This window comes from Streptomyces odontomachi (assembly GCF_024435355.1).
GTDB lineage: Bacteria > Actinomycetota > Actinomycetes > Streptomycetales > Streptomycetaceae > Streptomyces > Streptomyces odontomachi.
The window spans coordinates 451104-463775 of sequence record NZ_JAMJWG010000001.1 but is presented as its reverse complement, the minus strand read 5'-3'; the positions used below and the strand labels follow the sequence as shown (position 1 = coordinate 463775).

The following is a 12672-nucleotide window of genomic DNA, read 5'->3' as shown; positions in this document are numbered from 1 at the left end:
CCATGACTGTGTACGTCGTCGGCAGCATCAATGCCGACACCCGGATCCTGGTACCGCTCCTCCCGGGGCCGGGCGAGACGGTGATCGCCGAAACGTCTGCGACCTCACCGGGCGGCAAGGGGGCCAACCAGGCGATCGCCGCCGCGGCGGCCGGCGCACCGACGGTGCTCGTCGGAGCGGTCGGCGATGACGCCGGTACGCGGGCCCTGGTGCGCTCCGTCGCGGAGCGCGGCGTAGATGTAACGTTTCTGCGATCCCGTACCGGTTCCCTGACGGGACAGGCCACGGTCCTGGTCGATCGCTCGGCCGAGAACTCGATCGTCGTGCTGCCGGGGGCGAACGCCACGGTGACCGAGGAGGACGTGGCCATCGGCCTCGCGTCGATCGCGGACGGTGACGTCCTGGTCCTGCAGAACGAGATCCCCGCTCACGTCGGCCGGTTCGCGGCGCGCTCGGCTCGCCGGGCAGGCGCGACGGTGATCTGGAACGCAGCGCCGGCGCCGCGGAGGCAAGCGGACATCGTCACGGATGTCGACCTGCTGGTGGTCAACGAGCACGAGCTGGCGAGCATCGGCCGGCTGCTCGCCCTGCCGGACGAGCTGTCCGAGGCACCGGCCGAGCTGCCCGAGCCGCTCCTGCACGCCGTGGCCCGAACCCTTCGCACGCAGGTGATCTGCACCCGCGGCGCCCTGGGCGCAGTGCACAGCGATGGGCGTGAGGCGGTCGCTGTGGCGGCCCCGCAGGTCGTCGCCGTGGACACCACGGCGGCCGGAGACACCGTGGTCGGCTATCTCGCCGCCCACCGGGGGCTGCCGGTCCGCGCGGGCATGGCTCTCGCCGGCGCGGCCGGTGCTCTGACGGTCACCCGGCCCGGCGCCTCCCCGTCCATTCCCACGCTCTGCGAAGTGGAGCAGTGGATCCCCGCCGTCTGCTGACTGAAGGAGCAGGTACATGAGAATTGCCATCGGTGCCGACCATGCCGGATTCCCCCTGAAGGACAGGGTCGTCCAGGCCGTCCGGCGGCTGGGCCACACCGTCGTCGACTGCGGCACGGACAGCACCGCCGCCGTCGACTTCCCCGACATCACCCAGGCGACCTGCGCTCCGGTGCTCGACGGCCGAGCAGACCGGGCCATCCTGGTGTGCGGCACGGGGGCCGGGGCGGTGATGGCCGCGAACAAGATCCCGGGCATTCGCTGCGGACTGGCCAACGAGGCCTACTCCGCGCACCAGGCCGTCGAGCACGACGACGCCAACGCCATCGCACTCGGCGCCTGGCTGGTGCCGCCCGCCTTCCTCGATGCCATCCTCGAGAACTTCCTCCGGGCCACCTTCGACGACGACGAGGACACCCGTCGACGCGTGGCGAAACTCAACGCACTGGACCGGCTGCGGCCGCCCACGAGCTGACCTCACATCCATCCCTCAGGGCTTGATCAAAGGAGACCTGACCTGATGAGCGCCACTGCGCCCGCACCCGTCCAGTCGCCACTCGGTTCCGAGGACCGCGTCAAGACAGCCGTCGCCGCGGCTCTGGGCACCAGCGTCGAGAACTACGACTTCATCGCCTACGGCACCGCCTCTGCCCTGTACTTCGGCGATGCCTTCTTCCCCAGTTCGAACCATTTCGCCGGCACGCTCCTGGCGTTCGCCACTTTCGCCGTCGGGTTCCTGATGCGCCCGCTCGGAGGAGCCGTCGGCGGCTACCTGGCGGACCGCTTCGGCCGCAAGCCCGTGCTCGTGTCGGCGATGCTCGTGATGGGCGGCGCGACCTGCCTCATAGGCGTGCTGCCCACCGAGGCGCAGATCGGCGTGCTCGCCCCGGTCCTCCTCGTCGTCATCCGGATGATCCAGGGCCTTGCGTTCGGCGCCGAATGGGGCGGGGCCGTGACCATGGCCTACGAGCACGCTCCCTGGCACCAGCGCGGCCGGTTCGCGGCGATCCCGCAGTCCGGGAACCCCTTCGGGATCGCCCTCGCCAGCGCCATGTTCCTCATCTCGTCGAACCTTCCCGGCGACTGGCAGTGGCGTCTTCCCTTCCTGGTCAGCGTCGTGCTCGTCGTCGTGGGGCTCGTCGTCCGCTCACGGCTGTCCGAGTCCCCCGCGTTCGCGGCAGCGCAGGTGGAAGGGCGCACGGAGCGGAACCCGTTCGTGACGACCCTGCGCGACGACTGGCGGAGCGTGCTGAAGGTCATCGGACTGCGCATCGTGGAGTCCTTCGCCTACTACCTGACGGCGACGTTCCTGCTCAACTACCTGACGGAACACCACAAGGGGATTCACTCCGTCGCCCTGGGCGCGCTCACCGCCGCCAGCATCACCGCCATCTTCACCACGTTCCTCGCCGGCTCCCTCACCGACCGGATCGGAAGGCGTCCGCTGTACATCGCCGCCTGCTGTGTCGCGGTGGCCTTCGCCTTTCCGATGTACCTGCTCACCAACGGCGGCAACACCGCGTTGGTCGTCGTGGTCTTCGTGTTCGGCATCGGCTTCGTGCACGCCACGCTGACCGGCGTGCAGGGACCGTTCCTGACCGAGCAGTTCCGCACCTCCACCCGTGCCTCGGGTGCCTCCATGGGCTACCAGGTGGCGGCCGCGCTCGGCGGGTTCGCGCCGCTCCTCGCCGCTGCCGCCGTCGGTTGGCTCGGCTGGCCCGGGGCCGCCTTGCTCTACACCGCGGCCGCGATCGTGGGACTGGCCGCGGCTCTCCTGGTCAAGGAGACATACGGTCCCGGAGAGCGCAAGCGCGTCCATGCACTCGTGCGGACTGCGCAGCAGGAGTCCCCCACCGCGGCGACGACGGGCGTGGTGCAGCCTGTCCCGGGCAGCGCGTCGAGCACCCGCCACGACTCCTGACCGGCCGGTCACCTCGGATCGGTACGGCCCCGATCCCCCGGAGCGCCGCAGGCCGTGGCTTCCAGGTAGGCGCGCCAGTCGCCGTGGTGGGTGATGTCGGTGCCGCAGGCCGCGGCGTGCGGGTCGCACTGGAAGCCGAGGACCCAGGTGCCGTCGGCGAGTTCGACACGGCCGAGGGACATGGGTGCGGGCAGGGCGGCGAGGAAGCGGCCGAGGGCGGCGGGAGACAGGGTCCAGCGCTCCCCGGTGATCCGGGCGCCGTCCGATGGGCCCACGCGGACCAGGCCGGGCTTGGCGGGCGTGGTGTCGAGCGCGGCGAGACGGTACGCCGCTGCCGTGGTGACCTCTCCCCCGTACCTGGCACCGGCGTCGGTGAGCTGGTGGTTGAGGGGCTGGCCGCGCAGATGGGCGCCGAAGACGGCCAGGTCGACTCCCGTACCGGGCAGGAGTGCCGGTGCCTGTTCACCGGTGAGGAGCGCGGCGATGTCCAGGGCCGGCTGGTCCTCGAAGGCGCGGGTGATGACGCTGACGCCGAAGGGGCTGCCGTCGGCCTCGCCGGCCGGCACGGCGACCGCGGCCATGTCCAGCAGGTTCACGAAGTTGGTGTAGGTGCCCAGGCGGGAGTTGACGGCCACGGGGTCGGCCTGGACGGCGGCGATGTCGGGGTGCTCGGTGGTGGTCGGCAGCAGCAGCGCGTCGTAGCCGGACAGGGTGCGCTGGGCGAGGGCCTTGTACCGGTCGAGGCGTTCCTGGTCGGTGGCCAGGGCATGGGCGGGGAGCTCGGCGGCGGCGAGGACGATGCCCGCCACCGTCGGGTCGGCGACCGACGGGTCGCGGGCGATGAACCCGCCGATCGCGGCATGGCGCTCGGCGACCAGCGCACCGTCGTACAGCAGCTTCGCCGCCTGGAGGAGCGGACCGACGTCCGTCACCGCCGGCCCTGCCCCGGCGGCCTCCAGCTGCTTCACCGCCGTGTGGAAGGCCGCGCGGGCCGCCGGCGAGAGCGGGCGCAGGTCCTCCTCCCCCGGGATCGCGATCCGGGGCCGCGGCGGTGCGGACAGGCGGACGTCGTCGGGCCAGGTGCGGCCGCGCGGGTCGGCCCCGTCGATGCCGATCATGACGGTGAGGGCCTGCTGGGCCTCGGTGAGGGTGCGGGCGAAGACGGTGACCGCGTCGTAGGACCGGGCGGCCGGGACGACGCCCGTGGTGGGCACCAGGCCCAGCGTGGGTTTGATGCCGACGATGCCGTTGAGGGCGGCCGGGACACGTCCGGAGCCCGCCGTGTCGGTCCCCAGGGCGATGTCGGCGATGCCCAGGGCGACGGCGACCGCGGAACCGGAGCTGGAGCCGCCGGAGATCTTCGCGGGGTGGCGGGCGTTGCGGACGGGGCCGTAGGGGCTGCGGGTGCCGACCAGGCCGGTGGCGAACTGGTCCATGTTCGTCTTGCCGAGCACGATCGCGCCCGCGTCCAGCAGGCGTTGCACGGCCGGTGCACAGACGTCCGGGGTGTAGGCGTACGCGGGGCAGGCGGCGGTGGTGGGTAGACCGGCGACGTCGATGTTGTCCTTGACGGCGACCAGGACGCCCGCCAGCGGTGGCCGTTCCCCGGCGGACAGCCGGGCGTCCAGGGCCTCGGCGTCCGCACGGGCCGCCGCCTCGGGCCGGAGCGTGATCCACACCTCCGGCCGGTCGCACTCGGCGATGCGGCGGTAGGCGGCGGTGACGCGTGCGGCGCAGCTCTGGGTCACGCTGCTTCCTCTCCTACGACGACGGCCAGCGGGGTGCCGGCGGCTATCTGCTGTCCGGGGGTGACGAGGATGTCGGTGACGACGCCATGCGCGGGGGCCCGGACCACGACCTCCATTTTCATGGCCTCCAGGCTCAGAAGGGGTCGGCCGGGTTCGATCCGGGTGCCGGGCTGCACCTCGACCTTCCACACGGTGGAGCTGAGCGGGGCCTCGATCAGGCTCGCGTCCGGCGGGAGGGAGCGCGGGGCCACGACGGTGCCGGCGGGTTCCGGCTCGGTCCGGGGGGCGAACTCGCCCGCGGCCTCCCATGCCTGGCGTTCCGTCGCGAAGGCGGCGGCCTGGCGGGTTCGGAAGGCGGTGATGTCGTCGGCGTTCTCGCGCAGGAAGCTCTCGTGCTCGGCGAGGGAGAAGGTGCCGGCGCGGATGTCCAGGCAGGTCCGCCCGGCGGCCAGGTCCGCCCGGATGTCGAGGAGTTCGGCCGCGCTCACCGGATGCCACACGATCCGGTCGAAGAACCGCAGCAGCCAGGGAGTGCCGTCCGCGAAGGAGCGCGGGGGACGCAGCCCGCCCCAGACCGGGACGGTGCGGCCGATGAGCTGGTAGCCGCCGGGGCTCTCCATGCCGTAGACGCACAGGTAGGAGCCGCCGATGCCGACGCCCGCCTCGGCGGTCCAGGTGCGGGCGGGGTTGTACTTGGTGGTGACCAGGCGGTGGCGCGGGTCGAGCGGGGTGGCGGCGGGCGCGCCGAGGTAGACGTCGCCGAGCCCGAGGACGAGGTACTGGGCGGCGAAGACGATCCGGCGTACGTCGTCGACCGACGCCAGACCGTTGACGCGGCGGATGAACTCGATGTTGGACGGGTTCCAGGGGGCGTCGTCGCGCACGGACGCGGTGTAGCGGGCGATGGCCTCGTCCACCGTCGGGTCGTCCCAGGACAGCGGGAGGTGGACCGCGCGGCTGGGGACGGTCAGGTCGGCCGTGGCGGGCAGCTGGTCCTCGGCCTCCTGGAGCAGGCCGAGCAGGGTACGCAGCGGGAGGACGTCGGGGTCGGCGTGCAGGTGCAGGGAGCGCACGCCCGGGGTGGCGTCGACGAGCCCGCGCGGGCCGACGGCGCGCAGGTGTTCGGCGAGGGCGTGGACGCGCATGCGCAGGGCGAGGTCGAGGGTCATCGGGCCGTACTCGACGAGGATGTTGTCGTCGGCGCCGCGCCGGTAGACGACCTCGGGGGTGGTGCCGGTGGCGGGGCGGCGGGCCAGTACGCCGTCGTCGCCGTCGAGGCCGCCGGACGCCGGCAGGGTGAGCAGGGCCGGTGTGCGGCGCAGGGCTTCGGCGCTCTCTTCGGTGACGGGCACGAAGCGCACGGTGTCGCCGGGGCGCAGCTGGCCGGTCTTCCAGCGCTCGCTGCGCACGACGGTGACCGGGCAGGCGAAGCCGCCGAGGCTGGGGCCGTCGGGGCCGAGGATGGCCGGGGTGTCACCGGTCAGGTTGACCGCGCCGACGGAGTAGGCGGTGTCGTGCACGTTGGAGGGGTGCAGTCCGGCCTCGCCACCGTCCGCGCGGGCCCAGTCGGGACGGGGGCCGAGGAGGCGCACGCCGGTGCGCGCGGACTGGGCGGAGACCTTCCAGTCGCTCTCGTAGACGGTCCTGATGCCGTCGCGGGTGAGGAAGTCAGGGGCCGGGTGGGGGCCTTCGCTGACGGCGATGCGCCAGTGGGCGGTGAAGTGGGGGCGCGCGGCGGCCACGACGGGTGCGGGTGCCGGGGCGTCGGCGGCGGGGGCCGCGGGGCGCAGGACGTCGCCGGTGCGCAGGGCCCGGCCGGCGTGTCCGCCGAAGCCGCCGAGGGTGAAGGTCGCGGCGCTGCCCAGGTAGCCGGGCACGTCGAGACCGCCGCGTACCAGGACGTAGGTGCGCATGCCGGGGCCCTGCGCGGTGCCGATCTCCAGTACCTGGCCGGCCGCCAGTTCCAGCGGCTGCCACTGCTCGGCGGCGCGGCCGTCCACGGTGACCCCGGCCGGGGCCCCGGTGACGCAGACGACGGCCGGCTGGGAGAAGCGCAGGGCGGGGCCCTCCAGGGTGCACTCCAGGCCGGGGGCGCCCTCGGGGTTGCCGACGGCGGTGTTGCCGAGCCGGAAGGAGAGGTCGTCCATGGGGCCGCCGGGCGGGATGCCGACCTCCCAGTAGCCGGTGCGGCCCGGCCAGTCCTGGACGGTGCTCTGCGCACCACCGCGCACCACGTCGATGCGGGGGCGCGGGTCGGTGAGACCGGCGAGGGTGGCGGTGGTGTGGCGGGCGTCGAGCACGACCGGCTCGCGGCAGGCGGCGCGCAGCAGGCCGAGGTTGGTCTCCACGCCGTCCACCCGGGTGTCGTCCAGGGCCTCGGCCAGCCGTGCGAACGCCGCCGCGCGGCTCCGGCCGGTGGCGACGATCTTGGCGAGCATCGGGTCGTACGCGGTGGGGACCCGTTGCCCGGTCTCCGCCCAGCCGTCCACGCGCACGCCCTCGGGGAAGTGGACGCGGGTCAGCAGGCCGGAGCTGGGCCGGTGGTGCAGGGTGGGGTCCTCGGCGTATATGCGGGCCTCGACCGCGTGGCCCTGCTGGGGCGGTTCGCTCAGGAAGCCGCTCTCGCCGCGCGCGAGCCGCAGCATCCAGGCGACCAGGTCGACGCCGTGGATCTCCTCGGTGACGGGGTGCTCCACCTGGAGACGGGTGTTGACCTCCAGGAAGTACGCCTCCTCGCGCACCGGGTCGTACACGAACTCGACCGTTCCGGCCGAACGATAGGCCACCGCATGGCACAGCTCCCGTGCGGCCGCGTGCAGTTCGGTGCGCACACCGGACGGGAGCCTGGGGGCCGGAGCCTCTTCCAGGACCTTCTGGTGGCGGCGTTGCAGGGAGCAGTCACGGTCGCCCAGGACGGCGATCCCGCCGTCGCCGTCGCCGAAGACCTGCACCTCGACATGGCGGGCCTGCTCGACGTACCGCTCCAGGAAGACCCCGCCGTCGCCGAAGCTGCCCCGGGCCAGTCGGGTCACCCGGGAAAAGGCCTCGCGCAGTTCCTCGGGCCCCGCGCAGGCCTGCATGCCGATGCCGCCCCCGCCGCCGGTCGCCTTCAGCATCACCGGATAGCCGGTCTCCTGCGCCGCGCGCAGTGCCGCCGCCTCGTCGGCCAGCAGCCCGCTGCCGGGCAGCAGGGCCACGCCCGCGGCCAGCGCCGCCGCCCGGGCGGTGTGCTTGGCGCCGAAGACCTCCAGCTGGGCGGGCGTGGGTCCGACGAAGGCAAGCCCTGCCTCCTCCACCGCGGTGGCGAAGGCCGAGTTCTCCGACAGGAATCCGTAGCCGGGGTGGATCGCCCCGGCCCCGGTGGCACGCGCCGCCGCCAGGACGAGGTCGGCGCGCAGATAGCTCTCGGCCGCGGGCGCCGGGCCCAGCCGGACGGCCTCGCCGGCCATCCGCACGTGCGGGGCCGTACGGTCGGCGTCGGAGTGGACGGCGACCGTCCGCAGTCCGAGGGCGTGCGCGCTGCGGATGATGCGGCAGGCGATCTCTCCGCGGTTGGCGACGAGCAGGGTGTCGAACACGACGACGACTCCTCGGGACGGGAAGCGGGTTCAGGCGCCGGACGGCTGGGCGGGCAGGACGTGGTCGCCGACCTTGTCGGTGCTCAGGCACAGCGAGCACACGGCCGCGTTGTGGGTGGCGCAGAAGGCCAGGTCAGGGCGTTCGTAGGGCTGGCGGCAGACATGGCAGTCGTATGTCGTCGCACTCGGGTTGCCCGCCGCGTCGAGCAGTGGCTCCTCGATGCCGTCGTCGGTGCGGCGCAGGTAGTACCGGCCCTTGGTGACAACGGCCATGAGGGGGGTGAGGACGAAGGCGATGACGGCCGCGGCGACCGGCGAGTACGGCTGGAGGGTGTCCCCGAGGGCGTGGAAGTACAGGGCGATGGACAGGCCGGAGGCGGCGACGAAGGCGACGACGCCGACCGGGTTGACGGCGTGCAGCATGCCGCGGCGGAACTCCGGCCGGAGCGGGGAGAGCTTCAGCAGGTACTTGTTGATGCCGATGTCGGTGGCGACGGTGACGACCCAGGCGATGGCGCAGTTCGAGTAGAAGCTCAGGATGCTGTTGAGGAAGCTGAACATGTCGGCTTCCATCAGGGCGAGCGCGAAACCCAGGTTGACCAGGACGAAGACCAGGCGTCCCGGGTAGTGCCGGGTGACGCGGGTGAAGGAGTTCGTCCACGCCAGGGAACCCGAGTACGCGTTCGTCACGTTGATCTTGATCTGGCTGATGACGACCAGGCCCACGGCCAGCGGGATGACCATCCAGGACGGCATCATCGCGTCGAAGGCGCCGCGGAACTGCTGGATCGGCTCGGTCGCCGCCGCCGGGCCCACCTCGGCCAGGATGTAGACGGCGAGGAAGACGCCGATGGCCTGCTTCAGCGCGCCGAGCACCACCCAGCCGGGGCCGGCCATGAGCACGGCGGTCCACCAGCTGCGCTTGCTCGCCTCGGTCCTGGGTGGCATGAAGCGCAGGTAGTCGATCTGCTCGCCGATCTGCGCGATGAGGGAGAGACACACGCCCGCGCCCAGCAGCACGGATGCGGTGTTGACGCCCCCGTCGCCGGCCGTGCCCGGGTACGCGAAGAAGCGGTCGACCGTGCCCGGGTCCTTGGCGACCAGGTAGACCAGCGGGGCGACCATCAGCAGCAGCCAGACCGGGGTGGTCCACACCTGGAGCCTGCTCAGCGCCTTCATTCCGTAGATCACCAGCGGGATCACCATGAAGGTGGAGACCAGGTAGCCCAGCCACAGCGGCAGTCCGAGGCCCAGCTTGATGCCCTGGGCCATGATCGAGCCTTCCAGGGCGAAGAAGATGAAGGTGAAGCTGGCGAAGATGACGCTGGTGAGCACCGAGCCGTAGTAGCCGAAGCCGGAGCCGCGGGTGATCAGGTCCAGGTCGATGTTGTAGCGGGCGCCGTAGTACGCCAGCGGGACACCGGTGACGAAGATGACCATGGCGGCGACGGCTATCGCGACGAGGGCGTTTCCGGTGCCGTGGGCCAGGCCGATGCCGGCGCCGATGGAGAAGTCGGCCATGTAGGCGATGCCGCCGAGGGCGGTGGTGGCCACGACCATGGGCGACCAGCGGCGGTAACTGCGGGGCGCGAACCGGAGGGTGTAGTCCTCCAGCGTCTCCCTGGTCGCCTGGTCGGTCATGGGCTTCGAGGGCTCTGCTGTCAGCCGTGACTCGGTTGTGCTCATGTCACCTCCTGGGAATTGCCGGGGATGGGTGCGGGTGCTGTTCCGGTACGGGCCCCCGAGGGACGTCGTCGGCGGGACGCTCGAAGCCGGTCGTCAGGGCAGGCCGGAGCCGATCAGATGCGGTCGGAGTGCAGGGCCATCTGCGTCATGGCGCGCTGCGCGCGTTCCATCACCACGGCCATCGAGTCACCGACGTGGGCGTGCAGGGCCCGGTACGCGTCGTCGAGGCGTGCGGCGAGGACCAGTTCCATGATCTCGATGTGCTCGGTGACGGTCGTCTCGACCCGGTCCTCGGTGAGGAAGTCGTACATGCGGACCCGGCGGATGCGCTCGCTGACCGCCACGAGGGCGTCGGTCAGCGCGGGATTGCCGGAGGCGCGGGAGAGTTCGGCGTGGAACCGCTCGTCCTGGACCACGAACCGCGGGTCCGGTGCCGGCCGGCTCTCACGCATCGCGTACCAGCGGTCCAACTCGGCCGCGACGACTGCGGAATCGTGCCGGACGGAGGGGTCCTCGATCACGCGGGCGATGCCGCGTAGCTCCAGGGTGACCCGGAGTTCGTAGAAGTGCTTCAGCTGGGTCAGGTTGGGGATCGTGACGAAGAAGCCGGCGTCGCCCCGCTCGATCAGTCCGTCCGCCAGGAGTCGTGCCAGCGCCTCGCGTACCGGGGTGCGCGACACCCCGTATCGCGTGGCAAGCCGCATTTCGGCCAGCCGCTCACGCGGGCCGAAGTCGCCGTCGAGCACGGCCGTGCGCAGCTTGGCGTAGATCGCCTCGCGCAGGGCGGGGGCAGGCGTCGCAGGTGTCGCAGGTATCGCGGCCGGATCCGGCACGGTGTCCGGCTGCGTATACAGCTTCGCGTCCATGAGCGGACACGCTAGGAACTGCTTGTTTCCCGGGAAGCCCACGTGGTGTGAACGGCTCGTTTCCGGGTTCTCACCCGGCGGCGTCGCGTCAGCCGGGCCGGGCGTCGTGTGTCCGCCCGGACGTACGCCCGGGCGGACACGGGGCTCAGTGCCCGATCATCGCCGTGGGGTCGGCCGCCTTGACCTTCTTGCGGGGCAGCAGGGCGGCGGGGACCAGGACGACGGCAATGAGGATGGCCGCCACCACGAACACCGTGGCGTAGGCGTCGCCCATCTGGTCGCGCAGGTCGCTGGGGGACGCCGGGACGATGTCCTTGAGGCCGTTGGTGAGGAGCACCGAGAACAGGGCGGTGCCGATCGAGGCCGCCACCTGCTGGACGATGTTCATCAGCGTCGAACCGCGGGCGATGTTGTGGTCCTTCAGGGTGGCCAGCGCCGATGCCATGATCGGCATCATCGCGGCGCCCATCCCGAGGCCCATCACGAAGAGCGCGGTGAGGATGTAGCTGTAGGAGGTGTCGGCCTCCAGTTGCGTGAACATGCCCATGCCGACGGTGATCACCGCGATGCCGGTCAGCACGATCTTCCCGGGGCCGATCTTGTCGGCGAGCATCCCCGCGATCGGCATCGTGATCATCGCGCCGACGCCCTGCGGGGCGAGAAGGAGCCCGGAGTCGAGCGCCGACTCGCCGCGCACCTGCTGGAAGTAGAGCGGGAACAGCAGGCTGGCGCCGAAGAACGCGATGGCGAACAGGGACATCGCGATCACCGCGATACTCATGCTCCGGTTGAGGAACAGCCGCAGGTCGACCAGTGGGTGGATGTTGCGGGGGTGCAGTGCCCAGGGTACGAATGCCGCGATCAGGACCAGTCCGATGGCTGCGGGCACGAGCACGCCCCTGTCCCAGGCCGTGCCGGCCTCGGGGATGGTCGAGACGCCGTACAGGAACGTCGCGAGTCCCGGCGAGAGCATCACCATGCCCAGCCAGTCGAAGGTCTCCGACGGCTGCACATGGTCCTTGGGCAGCACGATCGCCGCGTAGACCAGCGCGATCACGCCGATCGGCACGTTGATCAGGAAGATCCAGTGCCAAGAGGCGGCGTCGATCAGCCAGCCACCCAGGATGGGCCCGAAGATCGGGCCGAGCAGCATGGGTATACCGAGCACCGCCATCACCCGGCCGACCCGCTCGGGTCCGGCGGCACGCGTCAGGATCGTCATGCCGAGCGGCATCAGCATGCCGCCGCCGAGGCCTTGGACGACCCGGAACGTGACCAGCATCTCGAGGGAGTTGGCGGCCGCGCACAGCGACGAGCCGGCGGCGAACAGGATGATCGCGAGCAGGTAGAGCCGTTTGGTGCCGAACCTGTCGGCAGCCCAGCCGGTGAGCGGGATGACGCTGGCCAGAGCGAGCGTGTAGCCGGTCATCGTCCAGGCCACCTGGGCCGAGGTCGCGCTGAACTCCTTCTGGAAGGTCTGTAGACCGACCGACACCACCGTGATGTCCAGGATCGACATGATCCCGCCGAGCACGATCACGCCGGCCACGAGGAGGACGCTGCTGTCGAGTTTGTCGTGTGGTTTGTCCAGAGGGGGACTGATCTCACCCTGTTGTGATGTCACTTCTCAACCTTTCAGGGAAAGACAGAACCACCCAAGTCGCCAGGCCCTCGTCCGCCACCTGTGGGCTGCCGGATGACCGCGACCGCCGTGCGGCCCCCGCCGGAGCAGGGCCCTGATCGTGCAGGCAGCGGCCTGCACCGGCTCGACGCGCGTCATCACGGCACCGCCGCAGACGACAGATCCGCCCGGGCTTTGACGGCGTTGGCCTGACTGTGGCCGACGTGCCCCCACCCTCACGCCGGACGACATGATGGTTCGGAATACCAATGAACCGTAATCGAACATGAATGTATCAATACCGCCCGGGCCGGCAG

The 12672-nt window shown here is 71.5% G+C and carries 8 protein-coding genes; 3 read left to right on the top strand and 5 right to left on the bottom strand.

The window, feature by feature from the left end; translation table 11 throughout:
* The first annotated feature begins 2 nt into the window (after positions 1–2).
* The 3 genes from NQO67_RS01945 to NQO67_RS01935 are packed head-to-tail and all read left to right on the top strand — an operon-like array spanning position 3 to position 2856.
* Positions 3–935, top strand: coding sequence for a PfkB family carbohydrate kinase (locus tag NQO67_RS01945; RefSeq protein ID WP_255945653.1), 933 nt, complete (start codon positions 3–5; stop codon positions 933–935).
* Between the two features lie 16 nt (positions 936–951).
* Positions 952–1410, top strand: a complete 459-nt coding sequence (locus NQO67_RS01940; protein WP_255945652.1) for an RpiB/LacA/LacB family sugar-phosphate isomerase — start codon at positions 952–954, stop codon at positions 1408–1410.
* A gap of 45 nt (positions 1411–1455) precedes the next feature.
* Positions 1456–2856, top strand: coding sequence for an MFS transporter (locus tag NQO67_RS01935; protein ID WP_255945651.1), 1401 nt, complete (start codon positions 1456–1458; stop codon positions 2854–2856).
* A gap of 8 nt (positions 2857–2864) precedes the next feature.
* On the opposite strand, the gene atzF is transcribed toward NQO67_RS01935, so the two are convergent.
* The 5 genes from atzF to NQO67_RS01910 form a co-directional block, all read right to left on the bottom strand.
* Positions 2865–4604, bottom strand: a complete 1740-nt coding sequence (gene atzF, locus NQO67_RS01930) for an allophanate hydrolase (RefSeq protein ID WP_255945650.1) — start codon at positions 4602–4604, stop codon at positions 2865–2867.
* Positions 4601–8182: an urea carboxylase gene (gene uca / locus NQO67_RS01925; protein WP_255945648.1), complete on the bottom strand. Its 3582-nt coding sequence runs from the start codon at positions 8180–8182 to the stop codon at positions 4601–4603. Before uca ends, atzF begins: the two co-directional genes overlap by 4 nt.
* A gap of 30 nt (positions 8183–8212) precedes the next feature.
* On the bottom strand, positions 8213–9868 hold the full coding sequence (locus NQO67_RS01920) for a purine-cytosine permease family protein (RefSeq protein ID WP_255945646.1): 1656 nt from the start codon (positions 9866–9868) through the stop codon (positions 8213–8215).
* A gap of 113 nt (positions 9869–9981) precedes the next feature.
* Positions 9982–10734 (bottom strand): GntR family transcriptional regulator, encoded by a 753-nt coding sequence (locus tag NQO67_RS01915; protein ID WP_255945644.1) that lies wholly within the window; start codon positions 10732–10734, stop codon positions 9982–9984.
* Positions 10735–10879: 145 nt separating this feature from the next.
* A complete protein-coding gene (locus NQO67_RS01910) occupies positions 10880–12358 on the bottom strand; it encodes a DHA2 family efflux MFS transporter permease subunit (RefSeq protein WP_255945642.1) in 1479 nt (492 codons plus the stop codon).
* Between the last annotated feature and the right edge of the window lie 314 nt (positions 12359–12672).

What these genes read in the sequence shown, in the direction of transcription:
- NQO67_RS01945 (WP_255945653.1), top strand. Translation starts at nt 3, where the DNA reads ATGACTGTGTACGTCGTCGGCAGCATCAATGCCGACACCCGGATCCTG.
- NQO67_RS01940 (WP_255945652.1), top strand. Translation starts at nt 952, where the DNA reads ATGAGAATTGCCATCGGTGCCGACCATGCCGGATTCCCCCTGAAGGAC.
- NQO67_RS01935 (WP_255945651.1), top strand. Translation starts at nt 1,456, where the DNA reads ATGAGCGCCACTGCGCCCGCACCCGTCCAGTCGCCACTCGGTTCCGAG.
- NQO67_RS01920 (WP_255945646.1), bottom strand. Translation starts at nt 9,868, where the DNA reads ATGAGCACAACCGAGTCACGGCTGACAGCAGAGCCCTCGAAGCCCATG.
- NQO67_RS01915 (WP_255945644.1), bottom strand. Translation starts at nt 10,734, where the DNA reads ATGGACGCGAAGCTGTATACGCAGCCGGACACCGTGCCGGATCCGGCC.